Below are 23849 nucleotides of genomic sequence, written 5' to 3'. Positions count from 1 at the left end.
GACGGGGCTGAGGAGTCTCAGTGGGGGGAGGGAGGAGAGAGATACGGATCATGGTCCGCTGTACGGTTCGCACGGTCCGCAAGGTGGTTGCCGATCGGCGGAAAGCTACGTTAGGGATGTGCCACTTGTGTGACAAGGGGTGGGGCGCGGATTGTTCACGCGTCATCCGGCTGGGGCAGCCGGGCGGGCAGCACGGAGCGGGGGACGGGGCCCTTGTTGCGGCGGCCCTGTCCGGACTCTTCCCAGGCGTGGGCCAGGATGCCCACGGAGCGGCTCAGCACGAACAGGCCGCGCGCCAGTGGGGCAGGAAAGCCCAGCTCGGCGTAGATGACGGCGGTTGCGCCGTCGATGTTCATCGGTACCGGCCGGGCGCCGGCGCGGCGGTGTTCCAGGGCGGCTTCGACGGCCAGTGCGGCCTTGAGGTAGTCACCGCTCACCGTGCCGTCGGCAACCGCCTGATCGACGAGCGCCAGCAGCGGGTCGCGGCGTGGATCTCGGGGGTGGAACCGGTGTCCGAAGCCTGGCAGGTAACGCGAACGCCGCTGCCAGTCGGCCATGGTGCGCAGGGCCGCATCGCCCCAACTGGCGCCCTCCGATGATGCTTTGACGACATCCGTGAGCATGTCCACGCACTGTTGGCCCGCGCCGCCGTGTGCGTCGCCGAGCAGGTTCACACCGGTGGCGACGGCGTTGTTCAGGCCGACACCACAGGTGGCGGCCATCCGGGCAGCGGCGATCGAGGGCGCCTGCGGACCGTGGTCCACTCCGGCGACCAGGGCCGCTTCCAGGAGCGCAGCCTGACGCGAGGTGGGCAGGTCCGCCCGGAGCAGGAGCCAGATCACCTCCGCGAAGCCGGTCCGCCCGATGAGTTCTTGGACGGGACGGTCACGCAGCTCGATGCTGCCGGGTTCGATGTGGCTGACGGCGGTGGCCCACCACTGTGCCGCTTCGTCATGTGGGCTGGTCATGAGGCAGCGGCCTCCTCGGCGCCGGCGGTCGCCCAGGTCCTGGCGAGCTCGGCGCGCTCATCGTTGTGCTCGCCCAACAGGGGTGGCGGCGAGGGCGGGGTGAACGCCTCTCCGTCGAAGAGCACGCCGTTTCCCACCACTTGCAGGGTGCGTTCGGGGCGCCCGGGATGGGGCAGTGTGCCGACAAAACCGCGGTGCCGCAGCTGCGGCTGCTCAAGAGCCTGCGGCACGGTCAGGACCCGCGCGGCGGGCACACCCGCCGCGTTGAGCTCGCGTTCCCAGTCGGCTGCCGGACGCCGGGACAGCGCGGCGTTGAGCGCGGCGTTGAGTTCACCGCGATGATTCTTGCGACTCTCACGCTCGGCGAAGCGCGGGTCGCTCACCAGGTGTGGCGCGCCGACCAGCCGGCACAGCGTCTCGAACTGGCGCTGCTGATTGGCCGCGATGTTCAGGGGGCCGTCAAGGGTCTGGAAGGTTCCCGACGGAGCCGCGGTGGGGTTTTGGTCGCTCAGCGGCTGGGGCGGGACACCGCTGACGAGGTAGTTCGACACGGCCCAGCCCATGGTGGACATCGACGCCTCCAGCATGGAGACGTCGAGCCTGCTGCCCCGGCCGGTGCGTTCACGCTGCAGCAGCGCGGAGGTGATGGTGAGCGCGGCCATCAGCCCGCCGGTGGTGTCGCACACCGGGAAGCCGATGCGCTGCGGGGCCGTCTCCTGCGTCCCGGTGATGCTCATCATTCCCGTAAGGCCCTGGATGATCTGGTCGTAGGCGGGTGCCTCGCTCATCGGGCCGGTGTGCCCGAAGCCGGAGATGGAGCAGTACACGAGCCGCTCGTTGAGCTCGCGGAGCCGCTCCGGACCGAGGCCCATCCGCGTCAGTACTCCGGCCCGGAAGTTCTCCAGCAGTACGTCGGCACCAGCCACCAGGTCCTCGAAGACGGCCCGGTCGGCGGTGTCCTTCAGGTCGAGCTCGAGCGACTTTTTGCCCGCGTTCTGCGCGAGGAAGGAGGCCCCGATCCCGTCCCGGTTCAAAGCGGCGTCGGGGCCGAGGCTCCGGGCGAGATCTCCCTGGCCGGGCCGTTCGATCTTGACCACTTCCGCGCCTAGGAGCATGAGTTGATAACTGCAGTAGGGCCCGGCCAGCACATTCGTCAGGTCCAGAACGCGTATGCCGTCCAGCGGTCGTCCGTGCATGTATGTCTCCTTCCGGGCGCCGGAGTACGGCGCGCGTGGGTTAAGTGCGCGGCCCCAGGGGGTGGGCGAAACCCTGGGATGCGATCTGCGCGGCGACCTCCAGCAGGTCCTGCGCGAACTCCTCGATCACCGGGGCGGGGATGCGGGCGCTGGGACCGCTGAGGGAGAGCGAGGCGACCACCACACCGGACTGCGAGCGGATGGGCACGGCGACCGCGGTCAGGCCGATGTCGCGCTCGCCGTGGCTGGAGGCGAAGCCGTGCTCCGCCGCCTCGTCCGCCCACAGCCGCAACTGCTGTGCGTGCGCCACGCCGTGTGGCGAGGCGGCGGCGATACGTTGCAGCAGGCCGTCGGTGGCCCCGATGAGCAGGACCTTCGATGACGCGCCGGCCCAGAGCGGCAGTTCGTCGCCCACCCGCACCACATGCCGCAGTGGCTGCGGGCTCTCCTGCTGGGCGACGCACACCCGGTGGATGTCGCGCCGGATCATCAGGTTGGCCGTCTCGCCGCGCCGGTCGGACAGCTCGCGCAGGAGTTTCTGGGTGTCGGCCGGCAACTCCCAGCTGGTGTGCGCCAGATGGGCCCAGCGCCACAGACCCGGACCGGCCGTGTAGCCGCCGGGGGACGCCCACAGCAGGCCGTACTGCTCGAGAGTCTGCACCAGGCGGACCACGGTGGTCTTGGGCAGACCGGTGGCCTCCACCATGTCGCGCAGCGGCACGGTGGGCTGATCTTCAGTCAGCAGCGACAGGATGTCCAGGGCGCGGCGCACACTGCGTACCCCGTTCTGGTTCTGTTCCGCTTCCATGCTCTCTCCTCCGTGTGTCGGGGCCATCGGCTGATCGGGGATGGCTCAGGTTGTCAGCCTCCACCAGCGGCGCTCTGTTCGTGAACTTGCCGGAACTTCCTGGCGCCGACCTATTGCCACGGCCTCTCGGCGCCCGTACGTTACACGCCAGTCCACAGAGCAGTCCACGAAAACCACTAGATGGTTTTTTCTGGAGATGTGATGCTGCAAGACCTTCTCAAGGCCGCCGACTCGAGCGAAGTCATCGACGCCCTGCCCCTCATAGCCGGAACCTGGGGAGGCGAGGGCCCGCCCCAATCACGCACCGGCCCCTTCCTCAGACGCACCGTCAGCCAGGCACCCACCGCCACCTCGGCCGATATCGCCAACTCCCTGCGGCACAGCGGCCGGTACGCCGATCAAGTCGCTTCCCTGGCGCCGTCCGCACGCGCCGCCACCCTGGAAGCCGCCTCCCGCGCCGCCACTGCCCACCGGGACCGGCTCGCCCGCCTGCTCGCGCTGGAACTCGGCAAGCCGCTCAAGGACAGCCGTACCGAGATCGACCGCGTCGCCTCCACCTTCGCCGTGTGCGCCGCCGAGGCCCGCCGCATCGACGGCGAGAACCTGCCGGTGGCGGGCTGGGACACCGGCATCGGCAATACGGCGCTGACCTACCGCGCCCCGGCAGGTGTGGCCCTGGCCATCACCCCGTTCAACGCGCCCGCCAACCTGCTGGCCCACAAGCTGGGCGCCTCCTTCGCGGCCGGCAACACCACGCTGGTCAAGGCACCCCCGCAAGCACCTGGTATCTCGACCGCGATCGTCGCGCTCCTGCTGGAGAGCGGCATGCCCCACCAGGCGGTACAACTCCTGCACGGCGGCGGCGATGTCGGGGCGGCGCTGTGCGCGGCCGAGGAAGTCAGCGTTATCAGCTTCACGGGCAGCGCCGCCACGGGGGCCTCCGTGGCCCGCGCCGCCGGTGCCAAGCGCCTCGCCCTCGAACTGGGCGGCAACGCGGCCACCATCGTCTGCGAGGACGCCGACACCGAGGTGGCCGCGGCGCTCTGCGCCAAGAACGGCTACAGCAACAGCGGCCAGAGCTGCATCTCCGTGCAGCGCGTCTACGTCCACCGCAGCCGCTTCGACACCTTCCTGGACGCGTTCACCGCCGCGGTCGACGCCCTCGTGATCGGTGACCCGCTGGACGAGGGCACCGACATCGGATCGATGGTCGACGAGGACGCCGCCGAGCGCGTCGTGCAGTGGTCCAAGGAGGCCGCCGGACTCGGCGCGAGCGTGGTGCGCGGCGGCACCCGGGACGGAGCCACCGCCGCGCCCACGATCATCGCCGACCCGCCCGCGCACGCCAACGTCGTGGTCCACGAAGTGTTCGGCGCGCTGGTCGCCGTCATCCCCTACGACGACTTCGACACGGTCATCGACGCCTGCAACGACAGCCGCTACGGACTGCAGGCAGGACTGTTCACCCACGACATCCGCCGGATCCTCACCGCCTGGCGACGCCTCCAGGTCGGCGCTCTGATCGTCAACGGATCCTCCAACTACCGCCTCGACCATGTGCCGTTCGGCGGGGTGAAGGACTCCGGCTTCGGCCGAGAGGCCCCCCGCTGGCTCATCGACGACTACACCGTCGTCAAGACCCTCATGTTGCGCGGACTGTCCGTCTGGGGCGAACACCGCGAGCTGCCCAAGGAGAACTCGTGAGCACCGTCACCGCGGCCGAAGCCCTCGTCGCCCAACTGGAGTCCTACGGAGTCGAGTACGTCTTCGGCACCTGCGGCCACACCAACATCGCTCTCCTGGACGCCATCGGGCCCAGCTCCATCGAGTTCGTCATCGCCCGCCACGAACAGGCCGCCGCCCACGCCGCCGACGGCTACGCCCGCGCCACCGGCCGCCCCGGTGTCCTGCTCACCCACGTCGGCCCCGGCATGATGAACGCCGTCACCGGCGTCGCCACCGCCGCCCTCGACTCCGTACCCCTGGTCGTCATCACCGGAGACATCCCCTCCTACTACTACGGTCGGCACCCGCATCAGGAGGTCAACCTTCACGCGGACGCGGACCAGACGGCCATCTACCGGCCCTTCTGCAAGCGCACCTGGGAAGTGCAGCGTGCGCAGGACCTGCCGCGCGTCACCGAACGGGCCTTCTTCACCGCCACGAGCGGGCGCCCGGGCAGCGTCCTGATCAACGTGCCCATGGACCTGTTCAACCGGCCGGTGGCGCCCTACGCGGACGATCACCCGCTCCCCGGCCACCTGGGCAGGCCAGGACTGGACGCGGCCACCGCCGACCGCATCGCCGAGACGCTCCTTCAGGCGGAACGCCCGCTGATCTACTTCGGCGGCGGGCTGCGCGGCGCCGGCGCCCGCGCCGCGCTGCTCGACCTCGCCGAGTACCTGGACATTCCCCTGGCGCACTCCCTGATGGGCAAGGGCACCCTCTCCGACCGTCACCCCCTGCTCCTGGGCATGCCAGGTTTCTGGGGCCTGGACACCACCCACGAACACACCAAGGGCGCCGACGTCGTGCTCGCGCTCGCCACCCGCTTCGCCGAGACCGACGCCAGCAGCTGGGACAGCACCTACACCTGGAACTTCCCGCCCAGCAAGCTGATGCAGATCGACATCGACCCCGCCGAGATCGGCCGCAACTATCCGGTCCACATCGGAGCCGTCGCCGACGTGGAGCTCAGCCTGCAGCGCATCGGCACGGCCGTCCGGGCCCGGCAGACCACCGCCGTGACCCGTCCCGGGCTGCGCGAGGGGATCGCCGCCGCCCGCGGCGCGGTCTTCGCCGCGGCCAGGGACGCCGGCCGCAGCGACAACTTCCCGTTGCGCCCCCAGCGCATCCTCACCGATCTGCGCGAAGCCCTGCCCGACAACGCCGTACTGGTCACCGATGTCGGCTGGAACAAGAACGGCGTCGCGCAGTGCTACGAACTGCCCGAGCAGGGCCGCTTCATCACACCGGGCGGTGCCTCGACGATGGGCTTCGGACCGGCGGCCGCGGTGGGCGTCCAGATCGCTCAGCCGGATCGCGTCGTGGTCGCCCTGATCGGCGACGGCGGCATGAGCGCCCAACTGCCCGCCGTGCCGATGGCCGTCGAACAGGGGGCGCCGGTGATCTTCGTCGTGATGAACAACCGCGCGCACGGCACCATCGCCGACCTCCAGGCATCGTCCTTCGGACGCTCCTACGGCTGCGAGTTCACCGACGCCGAGGGACAGTCCTACAGCCCCGACTTCGCCCAGTACGGGCAGGCCTGCGGCGCCGACGGCTACACCATCGCCTCACCCGGCGAGCTGCGCAAGGCCCTCGAGAGCGCCCTCACCCGCCGCCGCCCCGCCGTCCTCGACGTTCCCATGGTCAACGAACCGGTGCCCACCCCCGGCCACTGGAACATCAAGGACATCTACGCCGGCCGCTTCCCGGCCGACACGATCTGACCGGCCCCCACGCCTCCCTCCAGCCTTCCGCCTATCACGAGGTGACCGCATGAACCGCCCCGCCCGCCCGTCCGCGCCACGCCCGTTGCTGATCGCCGCCATCGCCCTGGTGGCTGCTGTGACCGCCTGCAGCGCCCCCGGAGAGAAAGCCGAGAAGGCGGGGTCCGGCTCGGGGCCCATCAAGATCGCCGTTGTCGACGCCCGCAGCGGCCAGCTCTCCTCGCTGGGGGAGTGGGAGTACAAGGGCGCCAAGCTCGCCATCGACGAGTGGAACAAGAAGGGCGGCATCGACGGCCGCACGATCCAGATGAAGTCGTTCGACTCCCAGGGCGACCCCACCACGGGAACCAATCTGGCGCGCAAGATAGCCAGTGAGAAGTACATCGCCATGATCGGTACCGCGGAGAGCGCCGTCACCGTCGCCATGGCCCCGGTCCTCAAGCAGTCGGAGATCCCCAACATCACCTCCGGGCAGGCCGACGCCCTCGTCGCCCAGAAGAGCCCCTTCCTGTTTCTCAACGGGCCCACCAGCACCACGTACGACAGCACGCTCGCGAAGTTCCTTGTCCAGGACAAGGGTTACAAGAAGATCGCGATGATCACCAACAACGGGTCGTTCGGAAAGGGCGAGCACGACGCCTTCGCCAAGGCAGTCAAGGGCCTCGGTGTCAGCCCGGTCTCCGACCAGATCGTCACCACCGACCAGAAGGACTTCAGCGCCGCGCTCACCAAGATCCGCTCGGCGAAGCCCGAGGTGATCTTCATCGGCTCGGAAGAGGTCGAGGCCGGGCTCATCGTCAAGCAGGCACGCGACCTCGGTATCGACGCCCCCTTCGCGGGTGCGGCGCCGCAGGGCACCCCCGTTTTTATCGACACCGCGGGCAAGAAGGCCGCCGAGGGCACCTTCGTCAGCTCCCCCTACCTCAGCAATGACATCAGCCCGGCCGCCCAGAAGTTCGCCGCCGCCTACAAGGCCGCCTACGGCGAAGAGGCCGAACTGCACGGCGCCAAGGCGTACGACGGCACCAACATCGTCCTCACCGCGCTGAAGAACAGTGACGTCGCCGTCGGCAAGAAGCTCGCCGACGCGATCCGCGACACCACCTACGAAGGACTGCTCGGCACCTTCAAGTTCGGCGAGAACGGCGTCGGCATCACCAAGACCACCATCGGTGTCATCCGCGACGGCAAGCTCGTCGCCCAGAAGTGAGGCCGTCGTGCAGGACACTCTCCAGACACTCGTCAGCGGCCTGAGCCTCGGCGCTGTCTACGCCCTGGTCGCCATGGGTTTCTCGCTCGTCTACCGCACCATGGGCCTGGTCAATTTCGCGCACGCCGACATCGCCATGATCGGCGCCTACGCCGCTTCCACCTTCTACCTCACCTCCAAGCTGCCCTTCGCCGTCGCGATGGTCGTGGCCATCGTCGTCACGGGCGCCATCGGCCTGGTCATCGAGCGTGTCCTGCGGCCGCTGGAGAACAAGGACTTCGACCTGATGCTGATCGGCACGATCGGCTTCGGCATCGTCCTCCAGGCCGTGGCCATCCTCATCTGGGGCACCACCGGCCGTGCCGTGCCCTCCCCGCTGGACTCCGCGCCCCTGGACGTCTTCGGCATCCGGGTCCGCACCTACGACCTGCTCGTCATGGGCGTCGCCACACTCGCCGTCGTCGCCCTCACCTTCTTCCTCTCCCGCACCAAGCGCGGCGCCGCCATGCAGGCTGCCGCCATGGACCACGAAGCCGCCACCGCGGTCGGCATCGACGTCGGCCGCAGCAACGCCCTGGCCTTCGCCATCGGCGCCGGCCTGGCGGCACTCGCCGGCGGACTCGTCGGCCCCATGCTCTACGTAGACGCCTCCCTCGGCGGCGCGCTCGGCATCAAGGGCTTCGCCGCCGCCATGCTCGGCGGATTCGGCTCCATCAACGGTGCGGTGACCGGCGGCATCATCATCGGCGTCCTCGACTCCTACGCGGCCGGCCACTTCCAGGGCTACTCGGTACTGGTGACCTTCCTCGTGTTCACCGTCGCGATCATGATCCGGCCCACCGGCATCTTCGGCGAAAGGACGGTCAGCCGCGCATGAAAGCACGCCTCGCAACCATCGCCGCGCTCGCCATAGCAGCCTTCGCCCTGCCTTACGGCTTGGGCACGTACACCATTCACGTCGTCAACATCGCCCTCATCTACGCCTTGCTGGCCATCGGTATGGGCCTGGCCATGGGCATCTCCGGGCAGATCAACCTCGCCCAGGTCGCCTTCTTCGGCGTCGGCTCCTACGGGCTCGCCATCCTCACCACCCACTCCGGCTACGGATTCTGGGCAGCGGCCATCCTCGCGCTGTTGTGTACGCTCGCGATCGGCCTGTTCGTCGGTGTCCCCGCCCTGCGCATGCAGTCGCACTACCTCGGCATCGTCACCCTCGGCCTCGCCCTGGGATTCATCAACTGGATCACCAACGCACACATCACGGGCGGCGCCGACGGGATCTCCGGCATCCCCGCACCCACGCTGCCCGGCATCGACCTGTCCAGTGAATACCTCTACTACTACCTGGAAGCCGTGGTCTTCGCCGTCGGCCTCTTCTTCGGACTGTTCGTCGTCCACACGTCGCTCGGCCGCCGACTGCGCGCCATGCGCGACGACTCCCTGGCAGCGGGCGCGATGGGCGCCGAGATCCCGCTCCTGCGCATGACCGCCTTCCTCCTCGCCAGCCTCTACGGCGGCCTGGCCGGCATCCTCTACGGCGGACTCATCCGCTACGTGGCGCCCGAGACGTTCTCCATCAGCAACATGTTCATCCTGCTCGCCATGGTCGTCATCGGCGGCCGCCGCTCCCTCGTCGGCTGCGTCATCGGCGCCATCGGCCTCACCCTCGTACGGGAATGGCTCTCGGACTTCTCCACCTACGCCCAACTCGGCTACGGAGTGGTCGTCGTCCTCATGGTCGTCTTCGCCCCCACCGGCCTGGCCGGCATCCCCGCCCGTGTTCGAGCTCAGTACCGCCATCGGCGCGGCCACAGCACCACCCGCGCCGAACTGCGCACCTTCACACCGTACGAACCAGTGCAGTCCGCGCAGGCCGGCGCCCTGCTGCGCATCGACTCCGTAAGCAAACAGTTCCGCGGCCTGCGCGCCTTGGACGACGTCTCCCTCACCGTCGACACCGGCGAGATCCGCGGCATCGTAGGCCCCAACGGCTCCGGCAAGACGACCCTGTTCAACGTCATCAGTGGCTTCTACCGGGCCACCTCCGGCACGGTCCGCTTCGCCGACTCCGACACCACCGCCGCACGTCCCTATGCCCTGTCCCTGGCGGGCATGGCCCGCACCTTCCAAAACCTGCGCCTGTTCCGGCAGTTGACCGTACGGGAGAACGTCCTCGTCGCTCTGGACCGCTCGCGCACCCGCGCCATCTGGCGATACGCGCTGTGGCAACCCGGCGTGATCCAGCAGGAGCGGCGCCTGCGCAGCCAGGCGGACGAGACACTCAAGCGCTTCGGCCTCACCGACTTCGCGGACGCGGACCCGACCTCACTGCCCTACGGCATTCAGCGCCGCATCGAAATCGCCCGAGCGATGGCCGCCCGGCCACGCCTGCTCCTCCTCGACGAACCGGCCGCAGGACTCAACGGCGAAGAGGTCCAGCAACTCGTCAGGATCGTGCGCTCGATCCGCGACAGCGGCACCACGGTCGTCCTCATCGAGCACAACATGGGACTGGTCATGTCGCTGTGCGAGAAGGTCACGGTCCTGTCCAGCGGGAAGATCATCGCGGAGGGTACACCGCACGACGTCGTCGCGACTCCCGAAGTCATCGAGGCCTACCTGGGCGACTCCGAACTGAGCGACCTCCAGCCGGATCCCTCACCGGGGACCGACCGACCGCACCGCGCGAAGGAGGCGACATCGTGAACTCCGCCCTCGCCGGCCAGGCGCCGCGTCTCACCGTGGATGACCTCAGCGTGCACTACGGAGGCGTCCGCGCCGTCAGCAACATCGGCTTCACCGTGGAACCCGGCCAGTCCGTGGGAATCATCGGAGCCAACGGCGCCGGCAAGACCTCCACGCTCAAAGCCCTCATGGGACATGTGCCGCGCAGCAGCGGCCGTATCACCCTGGGCGCCAGGGACTTGTCCAAGGCGAAGGCCCGGGACATGGTCCACCACGGGATCGGTTACGTCCCCGAGGGGCGGCACGTCTTCTCCGGCCTGTCGGTCGAGAAGAACCTGCTGCTGGGGGCGTACGCCCGGCCCTGGAACAAGGAGACGCACCAGCAACTCGTCGAGATCTACGACCTGTTCCCCGTACTGGGGGAGATGCGGCACCGGCTCGCGGGCGCGCTCTCCGGCGGGCAGCAGCAGATGCTCGCCATGGGCCGCGCTCTCATGAGCCGGCCGCGCCTGCTCATCCTGGACGAACCGTCCATGGGCCTGTCCCCCAAACTCGTCGGCAATATCCTCGACGTCCTGCTGAGACTGCGGGAGGAGGGGCTGAGCCTGCTGCTGGTGGAACAGAACGCCAAGCTGACCTTCGGCGTCACCAGCCACTGCATCGTCATGGAGAACGGGGAAGCCGCCCTGACCGGAAGCTCCGAAGAGCTCAGTCACGATCCCCGTGTACGCGAGGTCTACCTCGGTCTGTGACCCGTGCTGTCGACGACGTTCTCCGCGCGGACAGCCTTCCTGCGCAGCGAACTTGCTGGTATGGATAACGAACTAGATAGTCCATAGCGCTCGGGCGGAGTCATGGTGACCCAGAACTCATACGTGGCGGCTCTCATCGGAAGGGGCATCAAGAAGTCCCTCAGCCCCGAACTCCATGAACGCGAAGGCCGTCGGCACCGCGTGCGCTACCTCTATCGCCTCCAGGACATGAATCCGCCGCACGCCGAGTGCGGCACGTACCTGGCCGACCGCCTCCGCAAGGTGCAGCTTCTCGGCTTCTCGGGTCTGAACATCACCCACCCCTACAAACAGCTGGTGATGCCTCACCTGGACCGCCTCGCCCCTTCCGCCTTGCGCGTGGGCGCCGTCAACACCGTGGTGTTCACCCGGGACGGGACAGCCGTCGGCCACAACACGGACGTGTCCGGCTTCGCCGCGGCGTTCGCACGCGGCCTCCCGGGAGCAGCCCTGGGAAGCGTCGTACAGCTGGGAGCCGGAGGCGCCGGCGCGGCCGTCGGACACGCGCTCTTCGACCTCGGGGTGGGGCGGCTCTCCCTCACAGATCCGGACCTGGACCGTGCCGTCAGCCTCGCCAAGGCCCTCAACGACCATGCGGGCGCCGCATGGGCCAGGCCATGTACGGCGTCAGAAGCTGCCGAGCGAACGATGAACGCCGACGGACTGGTCAATGCTTCCCCCGTCGGTACCGAACACGATCTGCGGCTTCCCCTGACGGAGTCGGCACTGCATCCGCGGCTCTGGGTGGCCGATGTCAACTACCACCCTCTCCCTACTCCCCTCCTGGCCACTGCTGACGCGAGGGGATGCACGGTTCTGCACGGCGGAGGCATGCTCGTCCACCAGGCGGCCGACGCCTTCCGTCTCTTCACCGGACGAGACCCTTCGGTACCTCACATGCTCGCCGACTTCGCCGAGATGACCGCGGGCATCCAGGCCCACACGTAGCAGGCACGTCGCATACCTGGAGAAGACCGAGTGGGGCTCGGCGGGACCACCGCCTACTCGGCCGGCACCGCCTGGATCGGCGACCGGGCACCCCGCGCCCTGCTCCGGCCTCGCTGAGACTGAGACTGGCGCTGCCCGGTCGGGTAATTCGAGTGCGGGCTGGTCGCCTCGCGTGATACTCCTCCCTGCCATGGGCGATCTTGTGACAGCGCGGCTCGTGCTTCATCCGATGACCGTCGGCGAGGCCGAGCGCGTGGTGGCGGGCGAGTCGGACAGCGGTGCCCGATGGGCGCCCGGATACCCCACCGATGGGGACGTGTCCGCCGCCAGGCGCTTCCTGGGTACCTGCGCGAGCACCGGTGACCCCCAGCCGTTCGGCAATTACGAGATCCGTCGCCGCGAGGACGGTCGGGCCATCGGCGGCCTGGGCTTCCACGGACCTGCGGACGCGCACGGCAGTGTCACCGTCGGCTACGGCCTCGTCCCGTCGGCGCGGGGCAAGGGATATGCCTCCGAAGCCCTCCGCGAACTGCTGCTGTTCGCGCGGGAACGCGGCGCCACCTGCGTCAAAGGCGACGCCGACCACGACAACATCGCGTCCCACCACGTCATGACGGCAGCCGGCATGCGGCCGGCCGGACAAGACGAACGCGTCAGGTACTTCGAGATCGCATGGACCGACACGACGCCGAACACTGACTAGCCTTTCGCGTTTCGGGTGGCGTCGGTTGAGCGGGGCCGGGCCCGCGCGGCCCGGCCCCGCGCAGGAACCCCGTACCGCGTCACATGGTGACCGCGCCGTCCGATGCCGACCCGACGACTGCCACGTACTTGCTGAGGACGCCGCGCTCGACGGGCCGGTCCGGGCGGAGTCCACGACGACCGTGTCACCGTCCCGCACGAGCGCGATGGGGCCGCCGTGCCACGCCTCGGGTCCCTGGCGGACGAAGTCGCCGGAGGCCGAGGCGGAACGCAGGGCGACGAACATCGGCACGCCCCGGCGCCGGGCCACCGGGCGCTGACTAGGCAGAGCACGGTGCGGGGTGAGCGCGGTGAGGTGGTGCGGCATGCCGGATCCTCAACGTCGTGATCAACTGGCCCTGTCACTCTGCGCGTTCGCTCGACAGGCGGCAAGAACGCGCAGGCATTGACCGAAACTGCTCACCTTGGTGGCCCGGTCACCCGCAATGCGGAAGGCCTCCGCGGCCTCGTCGAGGGGGAAGCGGTGGGTGATGAGCGTTCGCGCGATCGGTCCCGAACTAGACGACCGGTCTAGTCGTGCGCTATGTTTCAGGCATGCCAGTCACCGCACGCAGTACCGACACTCGTCGGAACATCCTCGAAGCCGCCCAGCGGATCATGGCCCACAAGGGCTACTCCGCGGTCGGTATCAATGAGGTGCTCGCGGAGGCCGGTGTGCCGAAGGGCTCCTTCTATCACTACTTCGCTTCGAAGGACGCCTTCGGTGAAGCGTTGCTGAAGAACTACTTCGAGGAGTACCTCGTCGACATGGACCGCACGCTCGCGCGGTCCGGTCGGACGGCCGCCGAGCGGCTGATGGGTTACTGGCGGCAGTGGCGGGAGACGCAGGGCGTCGACGAGTGCCAGGGCAAGTGTCTTGCCGTGAAGCTCGGCGCCGAGGTCTCCGATCTGTCGGAGTCGATGCGGCTGGTGATGAAGGAGGGCACGAGTGCGATCGTCGGCCGTATCGACCGGACGATCGCCGAGGGCCTCGAGGACGGGTCGATCGTGGTGGACGGAGACCCTCGCGGCACGGCGCAGAGCCTGTACGACATGTGGCTCGGTGCGAGTGTCATGGCCAAAATCCACCGCAGTCTCGCGCCGATCGACACCTCCATGGCGATGACCCGCCAGCTCCTGCACGTGTAGAAGCTCGCAATTCCACGCCCGACGGGTAGCGTGGAATTCTCTTGCCCAGAAGTAGACGACCAGTCTAATATTCACCATTCAAGGAGACGGACATGAAGGTCCTCATCGTTCTTACCTCGCACGACGAGCTCGGCACCACTGGCCGTAAGACCGGGTTCTGGCTGGAGGAACTGGCGGCGCCCTACTACGAGTTCAGCGAGGCAGGCTGGGAGATCACCCTCGCCTCTCCCCAGGGCGGCCGGCCGCCGCTGGACCCGAAGAGCAACGAGCCCGGTTTCCAGACCGAGCAGACCCGCCGGTTCGAGGCCGACGCGCAGGCGACCGCGGCGCTCGCGAGCACCGTGCGCCTGGACTCGGTCTCGGCCCAGGACTTCGACACGGTGTTCTACCCCGGCGGCCACGGCCCCCTGTGGGACCTGGCCGAGGACGCGGATTCCAAGCGGCTGATCGAGGAGACCCTGCGCTCGGGCAAGCCGCTCGCCGTGGTCTGCCACGCCCCCGGCGTGCTGCGCCACGCGGTCGACGAGGACGGCACACCGCTGGTGCGGGGCAAGAAGGTCACCGGATTCGCCAACTCGGAGGAGGAAGGAGTGGGCCTCACCGACGTCGTCCCCTTCCTCGTCGAGGACGAGCTGAAGCGCCTGGGCGGCGAGTACTCCAAGGGCGACGACTGGGGGCCCTACGTCGTGCGGGACGGCCTGCTGATCACCGGACAGAACCCGGCCTCCTCCGGCCCCGCGGCCGCCGCCCTCATCAAGCTGACCGGCAACGCCGGCGCGTGAGCACCCGCGTCAGCGAGTCGTGGTGACCTGGTGAGCGCCTCGGCCGAACCGGCTGCTTACGCCGGTTCGGCCCGTCCGGTGGCCGCGGGGTCTACGCGGTGCCGTCCGGTGACCGCGGGGCACGGGGCTCGCTCCGCAACTCACCGCCCGCGGCGACGAGGTGACGGGCCCGCACCGCAACGCGCGGCTCTGCGGTGGGCCGCCGTTGATCTCTTCGTACTGCGCGGCGGGCAGCGCCGTGGCGAAGCGTCGTTCGGTGGCGTCGATGGGGAGCGTACGGCCGGCGGTGCCGTGGACGATCGGGGCGGGAACGTCGATCCGGGGGATGTCGGCCCGGAAGTCGGTGGGCCAGGACATCGGTGGGCCAGGGCAGGGGAGTCGGCGCTGATGCGGAGGAGGCGCGGCGCTGGGCCGAGGCCGAGGGCGTGCCTTACTCCGCGGTGGCGTGCTGGGCGATGTGGGCGATGACGGTGTCCAGCGCCGCTTCGAGCGCGTGGGTGGTGTGCTGTGCCTGGGTGAGGAGGAGGCCGCCTTGCAGGGCGGCAAGCAGCGCCTGGGCAAGTGTGTGGGGGTCGGTGTCGCTTCGTAGCGTGCCGTTGTCGATCAGGGTGGTCAGACCGTTGCGGAGGGCATCGGCCCAGGCGGTGAAGTCGGCGGCCAGAGCGTCCCGGGCCCAGGGGTGGGTGTCGGACAGCTCGCTCGACAGGCTGCCCAGCGGGCAGCCGCCGGCGCCGTTGTGCTGCCGGGCCGCATCCACCACGGCGTCGCGCCAGGACCTGAGACTGTCGAGACTGTCGAGGCCGGCCAGCAGGGAGGCCTGGTGGGACAAGATCGCCTCGGACTGGAATGTGATGACAGCCCGGGTGAGGTCGTCCTTGTCGGCGAAGTAGTGGTAGATCTGCGACGAGCTGACTCCGGCGGCGTCCCGGACCGTCGGAGTGCTGGTGCCTGCCACGCCCTGGCGGTACATGAGTTCCGCAGCGGCGGCGACGATTCGGTCCCGTGTCGCCCGGCCCTTGTGCGTACTCGGAGCTTCCTGTCGTGCTGAACGCGGCGCCACTGCCGACCTCCCCGAATTGGATTTGACTATCCAATTCTAGCTACGTAATTTTGGATAGGTTGATCCAATCTCTGGAGGGTTCGCATGAGCGTCGAGCCGATGAATGTGTTGACTGTGCTGATCACAGGCGGAACCTCGGGCATCGGCCGGGCGACCGCCCAGCTCTACGCCCGCCGTGGCGCACAGGTAGTGGTGACCGGTCGGGATGAGGCCCGCGGTCAGGAGGTGGCCGCCGAGACCGGGGGGCGCTTCATCCGCGCGGACCTGGCTTCATCGCAGGACGTGCGGCGCCTTGCCGCCGAGGCCGGCGCGGTGGACGTGCTGGTCAACAACGCAGGCTACTGGGAGTTGAATGCGACCGCCGAGACCTCCGAGGAGGGCTTCGACGCGATGGTCGCAGTCAACTTCCGGGCGCCGTTCTTCCTCACCGCCGCGCTGGCCCCGCGGATGGCGGAGCGCGGCCGCGGATCCATCGTGAACGTCTCCACGATGGTCGCCGCCCGCGGAGCCGCGGGCATGGCCGCATACGGAGCGAGCAAGGCCGCGCTGGAGGCGCTGACCCGTTCCTGGGCAGCGGAGTTCGGCCCGGCAGGTGTACGGGTCAATGCCGTCGCGCTCGGCCCGAGCCGCACCGAGGTCACCGCAGGCATGGGCGACATGCTCGACACGCTGGCTGCCGCCAGCCCCCTGGGGCGGCCGAACGAACCGGAGGAGGTCGCCCGGGTCATCGCCTACCTCGCGGGAGACGACGCACGACCGGTCACAGGAACCGTCCTCGCCGTCGACGCCGGCCGCGTTGCCACCCTGTGACACCTCCGCACAACCGTCCCGAAGGAGAAGCACGATGATCCTGGTCACCGGCGCGACCGGCAAGGTCGGCTCCGAAGCCGTACGACTGCTTGCGGCGCAACATGCCCCGGTGCGGGCGCTGGTCAGGGACCCCTCCCGTGCTCCTCGCGGCGGCAACGGGGGAACGGTCGAGGTCGTCACCGGCGACTTCGACCGCCCCGCCACCCTGGACGCGGCCATGCGTGATGTGGACACCGTCCTGCTGGTCAGTCCGGCCGTGCCGGCTCAGGAGATCGCGGTCATCGACAGCGCCGTCCGCCACGGCGTGCGGCACATCGTGAAAGTCACCAGCAAGGCATCGGCGGATTCACCGGTCGATCGGCGACGCGGGCAGGCACAGATCGAAGCGCACCTACAGGCTTGCGGTGTTGCCCATACCCTGCTCCGGTCGAACGCCTATCTGCAGAACCTGCTCGCGCTCGCGCCGATGATCTCGCGGTCGCAAGGCTTTCTGATGTCGGCCGGTGACGGCCGGGTCGGCATGATCGACGCCAGGGACGTCGCCGCCACCGCAGCCGTGATCGCCGCCGCGCCGGGCGAGCACGCGGGGCGCACCCACTGGCTGACGGGACCTGATCTGGTGACCTACACCGACGTCGCGCACGAACTGTCCGCAGCGCTGGGGCACCCTGTCGAGTACCGACGGACGACTCCCGACAGGCACCGGGCGGCGATGGTCCAGGCGGGCGTTCCCGAGGCGGTCGCGACCTCCAACGCCCAGGCGTTCGGACTGATCGCCGACGGCGATGCGGCCTGGCTGACCTCCGACGTCGAAACGATTACCGGACAGCGTCCGCGGGACCTGCGCAGCTTCCTCGCCGACCATGTGGCGGCGTTCCAGTGACGGGGCCTTGAGCCGTAGACCCCGAACCACCGGGTGGACACCTTGGTCACGGTGGTCGGTGGCGGTGGGCAAGCGGCGTTCGTGCCCGCGGTCAAGCTCCACGAGAGGGACGACGAGGACTGGGAGACGGCCCACGACCTGAACCTGCGCCACGTTGCTCGCGCCGTACGGCGAACGTCGTCGCAGGTGGAGATCAGCACCGGAGTCGACAACGCCGACCCCGCCCGCGGCTGGGTACCGGAGATTCCAGCAGGCCGCTACGGCACATCGGAGAAGATGGCCGCGGCGGCCGTCCACCTGGCCTCGGACGAGGCGCGCTATGTCACCGGCCGGCAGATAGTCCTGGAACGGACGGAGGAGTCTCGGTCCGTGGCCCGTTCCCCGAACAGTGGGGAGAGTGACCCCGGCCAGGCCCTGCTTCCGCCGCTTGCGGAAGCAGGGCCTGGCCGGGGTCCCACGCCCGATAGGGCTACGGCTTCTCAGGAGCGGCTCCATGCCAGGTGACCGTCCGGACGGATCAGCGCAGCCCGGACCGTGGCCCAGCCCGCGAGGTCGTCTGCCTCGGCCGGCTCCGTCGTGACCCGGACCGTGTCCGCCGGCACGTCATGGGCCACATCGCCTGCGGTGTAGTCCAGCAGGACGTGCCGCCCGGAGCGGAGCAGTTCGAACAGGCGGCTGCCGTCGGTGAATCGCAGATCGGGCGCGCGCCGGCCGGTGCCGTAGTCCACATCGAGGCCGGACAGCCGTTCGGCCAGGTGCCGGGAGAGTTCCGGCACGGTGGCGATCAGGCCGCTCAGCACGCCGCGCAGGGCTTGGCCGTCCGCCGAGTACGCCATCATCAACGCTGTCTGGGCCTGAGTGTGCACGAGCAAGTCGGCACCCACGGGGCGGCGTTCCGCCTCGTACGTGTCCAGCAGGTCTTCCCCTGCTCGTCCTGTGGCGACCGCGGCGAGCTTCCACCCGAGGTTCATGGCGTCCTGAACCCCTACGTTGAGTCCTACACCGCCGGCCGGGAAGTGCATGTGCGCCGCATCGCCTGCCAGGAGTACCCGGTCGCGGCGGTAGGCCGATGCCTGCCTGGAGGCGTTGCCGAAGCGGGACAGCCACACCGGATCGCGCAGCCCGAAGTCCGTTCCCGCGATGTTTTGAACCCTCTCGCGCAGCTCTGGCAGGGTCAATCCGCCCGGCGGGGCGGTGTGGACGCTGTCGGGGTCACCACCGACGATGCGGTGGACGCCTCCCGGCATCGGCACGACCATCAGGCCGCCCCGAGGGGTCGTGACGTTGACGACTCCGCCGCTCGGCGGCGCGTCCAGGACCACGTCGCCGAGCCATCCCCACGTGGTCGCGTCCGTGCCGGGAAAATCGATGCCGGCGGCTTGCCGGACGGTGCTGCCCGCACCGTCGCAGCCCACCACGAACCGCGCGCGCAGGATCTCGCCGTTGTCGACGATCACACCCTCCTCATGCAGCGCAGTGACCCGCCGACCCCGCCGGATGTCGGCCCCCAACTCTCTGGCCCGCGCCTCGAACAGCTCCTCGCTACGGGTCTGCGGGAGCACCAGGGTGAAGGGGTACGGCGTGTCGAGGACGCTGAAGTCCATGCGGTCGTCGAGGCTCCCGAAATGGCCGCTGGGAATCGGCACGCCTTCGGCCAGTACCGCATCGGCGATTCCACGGCTGTCCAGCACCTCGATGGTGCGGGGGTGAATCGTCAGCGCCTTCGAATGCGGATCCGGGGCCAGGCGGGGTTCGACCACCGTGACCGACGCCCCGCCGAGCCGCAGCTCTGCGGCAAGCCAGAGCCCGACGGGGCCGGCGCCCACCACCACGACGTCATCCATGACAACCTCCATGACCTTCTCTTGGTCAGTGACCAACCAGCAGTGATCTCAGATATACTTGGTCAGTGAACAAGAGTCAAAGTGAGGTAGCCGGAACCGCCTTGGCGGTCCTCGACGAAGGCGGCCTGGAAGCCGTCTCGCTGCGAGCGATCGCGGAGCGGCGGGGCGTACGGATGAACACCGTCGTCTGGCACGTGAAGACCAAGGGACGGCTCCTCGAGCTGATGGCCGATGTCATCGTCGCCGAGGTCCGGCTGGAGGATCTGCCCCCGCAATGGGACCGCAGGGCCGAAGAACTTCTCGGCCGCTACCGGCGCGCGCTGCTCGCCCACCGCGACGGCGCGGCGGTCGTCGGCGGCACGTACGCACCCGAGCCCGCGACGCTCGCCATCGCGGAAACGCTCATCGCCGCGTTGCTGGACGGCGGCTATCCCGACCAGGAAGCCGTGTGGACGTGCTGGAACGCCCTCTACTTCACCCTAGGTCTGTGCCGGGAGGAACAGGCGATCCACAGCGCCGACCCCGACCGTCTCGCCGAGGCCGTCGCCTCCGGGGCATTTCCGGCGCTCACTCGCACCCTGCCCCACCTCGTACAGCCGTCCTTCGACGACAGGTTCGCCTACGGCCTGCGCCGCCTCCTGGGACCGCCTCCTGCCGTGGGACCGGGCGCCGCTCAAAGCACCCGAACCTGACGTGACTCACTCCGCGAGTTGAGCACCGGCCCCCCCCCAGCGGCGTGCCCATCTCCCTGGAAGAGGCGGCCTGGGTCGACGGCGCCTCCGGGCTCCAGTCCCTGCGTCATGTGGTGCTGCCGCTGATGGCGCCGGGCATGGCGGTCGTCGCGGTCTTCACGTTCATCGGCGCGTGGGGCAACTTCTTCATCCCGTTCGTTCTGCTGCAGTCGCCGGAGCGCGAGCCCGCCGCCGTCGGCCTGTTCACCTTCTTCGGCCAGTACGGGACGGTCGCCTACGGGCAGTTGGCCGCCTACTCCATCCTCTACTCGGTCCCCGCGGTGCTCCTCTACGTCCTGGTATCGCGCAAGCTCGGTGGCGGGTTCGGGCTCGGCGGGGGACTGAAGGGCTGAGAAGGGGCGGCGCGCGTTCGTGGCAGAGCAGACACGTCCAGCAGAAGAACGGGGGCGCCGGGGTCCGACCGACTCCGGTTGCCGCCAACTCCCAGAAGGGGCACGGTCGATGAGCGCCACCTCCCGTAGCGATGTCATGCCTGTGCCACTCCGGCGGTGGTAGGCCCGCCCACTGCTCGCGGCCTTCGTGGGCCTCGGCCTGCTCATGCCCCCGTCGGCCGGCGCCGTGGCGAGAGCCGCGCCGCCGAAGGACCCGGCCTCCCTCGTCGACGTCTTCACCGGCACCGCGCCCAGCTCGCCCGCGGTGGAGAAGGCGATGGGCGAGAACTTCTCCCGGGGCAACACGCACCCGGCGGCCACCGCCCCGTTCGGCATGGTGCAGTGGGGCCCCGACACGGTGAAGGCGGCCCCCGGCCAGTACGTGGACGGCGACGACCGGCTCAAGGGTTTCAGCCTCACGCACCTGTCCGGCGGCGGCTGCACCGCGTTCGGTGACCTGCCCGTGCAGCCTGTACCCGGCACCATGGGCCGCTCGCCCGCCGCGCACCCCGACGACTACGTCGCCACCTTCGACCACGCCGAGCAGGACGCGTCCCCGGGCAGTTACCACGTCCGTACCGACAGCGGTGTCGACACTCGACTCGCCGCCGGTACGCGCGCGGCGGCGGGCCGCTTCACCTTTCCCGCCGGACACGACGGCAAGGGAACCGTGCTGCTGAACACCTCCGGCAGTGCCAACGGCGTCACCGGTGTCACGGCCCGGGTGCAGGGCGCCCGTACGGTGACCGGCACCGTCAGCAGCGGCGGCATCTGCAGTGCGAAGGGGCCCTACGACCTGTCGTTCCGGATGGAGTTCGACCGGCCGTTCACTGCCCACGGCACCTGGCAGGGCGAGCACCTGCACCACGACGCCGCCACGCTGACCGGCAAGGACGGCAAGGACGGCAAGGACGGCAAGGACGGCAAGGACGGCAAGGACGGCAACGGCGTCTACCTGACCTTCGACACCCGTCACGACCGCGCCGTGACCGCCCGGGTCGCCGTGTCCTATACGGGCGTCGCCGGCGCCGCCGCCAACCTCGCCCGCACCCCGCACCTCGCTTCGGTCGAGGACCTGGCAGCGGCCACGCACGACGCCTGGAACCGGGAGCTGCGACGGATCCAGGTCGCCGGGGGCACCGACGAGCGCACCCGCGTCTTCTACACCGCGCTCTATCACTGCCTGTTGGAGCCCCGCACGCTCAGCGACGCCGACGGTCGCTACCGGGGCTTCGACCCGAAGGTCCACCAGGTGCGGCCGGGCCACACCTGGTACGGGAACTTCTCCGGCTGGGACGTGTACCGCACCGAGACACCCCTGCTGGCCTTCCTCGAACCGCGCCGCGCCTCCGACATGGCACAGTCCATGGTCGACGCGGCCGACCAGTCCGGCTGGCTGCCCCGCTGGACGCTCCTGAACAACCAGACCAACGGCATGGTCGGCGATCCCGCTCCGGTGATGCTCGCCAGTACGTGGGCCTTCGGCGCACACGACTTCGACCTCCCGGGCGCCCTGAAGTACGCGGTCAAGGCGGCGAAGCGGCCGACCCCCGAGCGGCCCGACGGGTACGTGGAACGTCAGGCGGTGTCCCAGTGGCGGGCGAACGGCTTCCTGCGCAACGGCGACTCGCCACTCGGCTCGTCGGCCGCGACCAGCCTCGAATACGCCGTGGACGACTTCGCCGTCGCCCAACTCGCGGCTGCCGACGGCGACGACACGCGGCGCCGCGCCTTCATGCGCACCGCGCACAACTGGCAGAACCTCGTCGACGGCGCCGACGGCCGCATCAAGCCCCGCCTCGCCGACGGCACCCTGCAACCCGCCTCCAACCCGGCCTCCCTGGCCGGGTTCCAGGAGGGCAGCGCCGCGCAGTACCAGTGGACGGCCGGCCAGGACCTGGCCGCGCTCGCCGCAGGCATGGGCGGGAACCGGCAGGCCACGGCCCGGCTGGACGAACACTTCACCGAGGTCGGCGCCGGCTCCAACACCCCCTACGCCTGGATCGGCAACGAGATCACCTTCGGCGCTCCCTGGGCCTATCACGGCTTCGGCACGCCCAACCACACCAACGATGTCGTGCCGCGCATGCTCGACCAGTTCACCACCGGCCCTGCCGGGCTGCCCGGCAACGACGACCTCGGCGCGCTGTCGGCGTGGTACGTGTGGGCGAGCCTCGGCCTGTACCCGGAGGCGCCGGGCACTGCCCAACTGGCGCTGTCCACACCCGCGTTCCCCTCGGTCACCGTCGACCGCGGCGCTGCGGGCAGCCTACGGATCAGCGCCCCGCGCGAGCGCTCCGACCAGCGGTACGTCGCAGGGGTGCGGCTCGACGGCCGCTCGCACCCGGCGAACTGGGTTTCCGCGGACGCCTTGCGCGACGGCGCCCGGCTGAACTACCGGCTGACGGGCGGAGGTTCGTCGGTCTGCTCGGCCACCAACTCGGCCTGCACGCACCCGGCGAGCAGAACCTCAAGGCGTCCGTGACCGTCATGCACCACCTGCTGCTCGCCCACGGCCTCGCCGCACGCGTCCTGCACGAGGGCGACGCCCGCGCCCGCACCGGCATCGCCTACAGCCTCTTCCCGCACACCCCCGACGACCCCGAGGACGACGCCGACCGGGCCGCCGCGCACGCCTCCGACGGCTACGTGAACCGCTGGTTCCTCGACCCGGTGCACGGCCGCGGCTACCCCGACGACATGCGCGCACACTGGGAACGGGCAGTCGGCGCACTGGACTTCATCCAGCCCGGCGATCTCGACACCATCGCCGCGGCCGGCGACTTCATCGGCGTCAACTACTACACCCGGCGTATCGTCTCGGCCCGCCACGGCGACGGCCCCTGGCCATGGACGGTCGAACCCGGCAGGCCCGAGACGCCCCGCACCGACCTGGGCTGGGAGATCGTCCCCGACCAGCTGACCGGGCTGCTGCTGCGGCTGCACCGCGACTACCCGGGCGTCCCGCTCCTGATCACCGAGAACGGCGCCATCTACGGCGACGAGCCCGGCGCCGACGGCGCCGTCCACGACGAACGCCGCACCGCGTTCCTGCACGCCCACCTCAAGGCCGTGCACCGCGCCATCACCGAGGGAGCCCCGGTCGAGGGCTACTACCACTGGTCACTCCTCGACAACTTCGAGTGGGCGATGGGGTATTGGCCCCGCTTCGGCCTCGTCCACGTCGACCGTGCCACCCAGCGCCGCACCGTCAAGGACAGCGGCCACTGGTACGCGCACACCGCCCGCACCGGCAGCGTCCCGCGGTGACCGCGCCTGCCGTCCCGCGACGCGCTGCCGGCCCACGACCCGGTCGGCGCGAGCCGCCGGGTCGTCCCGCCCGTCCTCGCGGCACCGGCCCGCCCGCGGCTGCGGCAGGTGTACGCCACCACGCGCCCG

Annotated in this window: 21 protein-coding genes and 2 pseudogenes; 17 read left to right on the top strand and 6 right to left on the bottom strand. The window is 69.6% G+C overall.

Annotation, left to right across the window (positions count from 1 at the left end; translation table 11 throughout):
• Positions 1 to 155 precede the first annotated feature (155 nt).
• Genes ACIREE_RS35315 through ACIREE_RS35305 form a run of 3 tightly spaced genes read right to left on the bottom strand, consistent with a single transcriptional unit; the run spans position 156 to position 2972 of the window.
• On the bottom strand, positions 156 to 968 hold the full coding sequence (locus tag ACIREE_RS35315; protein ID WP_404161721.1) for a citryl-CoA lyase: 813 nt from the start codon (positions 966 to 968) through the stop codon (positions 156 to 158).
• The gene (locus ACIREE_RS35310) at positions 965 to 2164 is read right to left on the bottom strand and encodes a CaiB/BaiF CoA transferase family protein (RefSeq protein ID WP_404161719.1); all 1200 of its coding nucleotides are present in this window, start codon (positions 2162 to 2164) and stop codon (positions 965 to 967) included. Before ACIREE_RS35310 ends, ACIREE_RS35315 begins: the two co-directional genes overlap by 4 nt.
• 40 nt (positions 2165 to 2204) lie before the next feature.
• Positions 2205 to 2972: an IclR family transcriptional regulator gene (locus tag ACIREE_RS35305; protein WP_404161716.1), complete on the bottom strand. Its 768-nt coding sequence runs from the start codon at positions 2970 to 2972 to the stop codon at positions 2205 to 2207.
• Between the two features lie 201 nt (positions 2973 to 3173).
• Here ACIREE_RS35305 and ACIREE_RS35300 point away from each other — a divergent pair, with 201 nt between their 5' ends.
• The 10 genes from ACIREE_RS35300 to ACIREE_RS35255 all read left to right on the top strand — a co-directional run bounded on the left by ACIREE_RS35300 (position 3174) and on the right by ACIREE_RS35255 (position 14730).
• Positions 3174 to 4676: an aldehyde dehydrogenase family protein gene (locus ACIREE_RS35300; protein ID WP_404161713.1), complete on the top strand. Its 1503-nt coding sequence runs from the start codon at positions 3174 to 3176 to the stop codon at positions 4674 to 4676.
• The gene (locus tag ACIREE_RS35295; protein WP_404161710.1) at positions 4673 to 6424 is read left to right on the top strand and encodes a thiamine pyrophosphate-binding protein; all 1752 of its coding nucleotides are present in this window, start codon (positions 4673 to 4675) and stop codon (positions 6422 to 6424) included. Before ACIREE_RS35300 ends, ACIREE_RS35295 begins: the two co-directional genes overlap by 4 nt.
• Positions 6425 to 6473: 49 nt before the next feature.
• Positions 6474 to 7634, top strand: coding sequence for an ABC transporter substrate-binding protein (locus tag ACIREE_RS35290; RefSeq protein ID WP_404161707.1), 1161 nt, complete (start codon positions 6474 to 6476; stop codon positions 7632 to 7634).
• A gap of 7 nt (positions 7635 to 7641) precedes the next feature.
• A complete protein-coding gene (locus tag ACIREE_RS35285) occupies positions 7642 to 8511 on the top strand; it encodes a branched-chain amino acid ABC transporter permease (protein WP_404161704.1) in 870 nt (289 codons plus the stop codon).
• Positions 8508 to 10340, top strand: coding sequence for an ATP-binding cassette domain-containing protein (locus tag ACIREE_RS35280; protein ID WP_404161701.1), 1833 nt, complete (start codon positions 8508 to 8510; stop codon positions 10338 to 10340). Before ACIREE_RS35285 ends, ACIREE_RS35280 begins: the two co-directional genes overlap by 4 nt.
• On the top strand, positions 10337 to 11071 hold the full coding sequence (locus tag ACIREE_RS35275) for an ABC transporter ATP-binding protein (protein ID WP_404161698.1): 735 nt from the start codon (positions 10337 to 10339) through the stop codon (positions 11069 to 11071). Before ACIREE_RS35280 ends, ACIREE_RS35275 begins: the two co-directional genes overlap by 4 nt.
• 102 nt (positions 11072 to 11173) lie before the next feature.
• Positions 11174 to 12058, top strand: a complete 885-nt coding sequence (locus ACIREE_RS35270; protein ID WP_404161695.1) for a shikimate dehydrogenase — start codon at positions 11174 to 11176, stop codon at positions 12056 to 12058.
• Between the two features lie 190 nt (positions 12059 to 12248).
• Positions 12249 to 12761 carry a GNAT family N-acetyltransferase gene (locus ACIREE_RS35265; protein ID WP_404161692.1) on the top strand — a complete coding sequence of 171 codons (513 nt, stop codon included), beginning with the start codon at positions 12249 to 12251 and terminating at the stop codon, positions 12759 to 12761.
• A gap of 593 nt (positions 12762 to 13354) precedes the next feature.
• Positions 13355 to 13948, top strand: a complete 594-nt coding sequence (locus ACIREE_RS35260; protein ID WP_404161689.1) for a TetR/AcrR family transcriptional regulator — start codon at positions 13355 to 13357, stop codon at positions 13946 to 13948.
• A 92-nt stretch (positions 13949 to 14040) separates the two neighbouring features.
• Positions 14041 to 14730, top strand: coding sequence for a type 1 glutamine amidotransferase domain-containing protein (locus ACIREE_RS35255; RefSeq protein ID WP_404161686.1), 690 nt, complete (start codon positions 14041 to 14043; stop codon positions 14728 to 14730).
• 195 nt (positions 14731 to 14925) lie between these two features.
• On the opposite strand, the pseudogene ACIREE_RS35250 reads toward ACIREE_RS35255, so the two are convergent.
• Together ACIREE_RS35250 and ACIREE_RS35245 are read right to left on the bottom strand one after the other, a co-directional pair.
• Positions 14926 to 15090: pseudogene (locus ACIREE_RS35250) on the bottom strand (alpha/beta fold hydrolase); the annotation flags it as partial.
• A 70-nt stretch (positions 15091 to 15160) separates the two neighbouring features.
• Positions 15161 to 15790, bottom strand: a complete 630-nt coding sequence (locus ACIREE_RS35245) for a TetR/AcrR family transcriptional regulator (RefSeq protein ID WP_404161684.1) — start codon at positions 15788 to 15790, stop codon at positions 15161 to 15163.
• An 84-nt stretch (positions 15791 to 15874) separates the two neighbouring features.
• On the opposite strand from ACIREE_RS35245, the gene ACIREE_RS35240 reads away from it, so the two are divergent.
• From ACIREE_RS35240 to ACIREE_RS35230, 3 genes are read left to right on the top strand one after another with little or no spacing between them, the layout of a single operon-like run.
• Positions 15875 to 16600 (top strand): SDR family NAD(P)-dependent oxidoreductase, encoded by a 726-nt coding sequence (locus ACIREE_RS35240; RefSeq protein ID WP_404161681.1) that lies wholly within the window; start codon positions 15875 to 15877, stop codon positions 16598 to 16600.
• A 34-nt stretch (positions 16601 to 16634) separates the two neighbouring features.
• Positions 16635 to 17483, top strand: coding sequence for an SDR family oxidoreductase (locus tag ACIREE_RS35235; RefSeq protein WP_404161678.1), 849 nt, complete (start codon positions 16635 to 16637; stop codon positions 17481 to 17483).
• Between the two features lie 33 nt (positions 17484 to 17516).
• Entirely contained in the window at positions 17517 to 17987 is a 471-nt protein-coding gene (locus tag ACIREE_RS35230; RefSeq protein ID WP_404161675.1) for an SDR family oxidoreductase, read from the top strand.
• On the opposite strand, the gene ACIREE_RS35225 is transcribed toward ACIREE_RS35230, so the two are convergent.
• A complete protein-coding gene (locus ACIREE_RS35225; RefSeq protein ID WP_404161672.1) occupies positions 17963 to 19327 on the bottom strand; it encodes an FAD-dependent monooxygenase in 1365 nt (454 codons plus the stop codon). The genes ACIREE_RS35230 and ACIREE_RS35225 overlap by 25 nt on opposite strands.
• A 65-nt stretch (positions 19328 to 19392) precedes the next feature.
• On the opposite strand from ACIREE_RS35225, the gene ACIREE_RS35220 reads away from it, so the two are divergent.
• From ACIREE_RS35220 to ACIREE_RS35205, 4 genes and pseudogenes are all read left to right on the top strand, one after another.
• Positions 19393 to 20019, top strand: a complete 627-nt coding sequence (locus tag ACIREE_RS35220; RefSeq protein WP_404161669.1) for a TetR/AcrR family transcriptional regulator C-terminal domain-containing protein — start codon at positions 19393 to 19395, stop codon at positions 20017 to 20019.
• 41 nt (positions 20020 to 20060) lie between these two features.
• Positions 20061 to 20411, top strand: a pseudogene (locus ACIREE_RS35215) (ABC transporter permease subunit); the annotation flags it as partial.
• Between the two features lie 205 nt (positions 20412 to 20616).
• On the top strand, positions 20617 to 22935 hold the full coding sequence (locus ACIREE_RS35210) for a GH92 family glycosyl hydrolase (protein WP_404161666.1): 2319 nt from the start codon (positions 20617 to 20619) through the stop codon (positions 22933 to 22935).
• On the top strand, positions 22875 to 23720 hold the full coding sequence (locus tag ACIREE_RS35205) for a glycoside hydrolase family 1 protein (RefSeq protein WP_404161816.1): 846 nt from the start codon (positions 22875 to 22877) through the stop codon (positions 23718 to 23720). Before ACIREE_RS35210 ends, ACIREE_RS35205 begins: the two co-directional genes overlap by 61 nt.
• Positions 23721 to 23849: the final 129 nt, after the last annotated feature.

This window comes from Streptomyces sp. NPDC102467 (genome assembly GCF_044765445.1).
Lineage (GTDB): Bacteria > Actinomycetota > Actinomycetes > Streptomycetales > Streptomycetaceae > Streptomyces.
The sequence above is the reverse complement of the archived record's forward strand: the minus strand, read 5'-3'. Positions and strand labels throughout refer to the sequence as shown.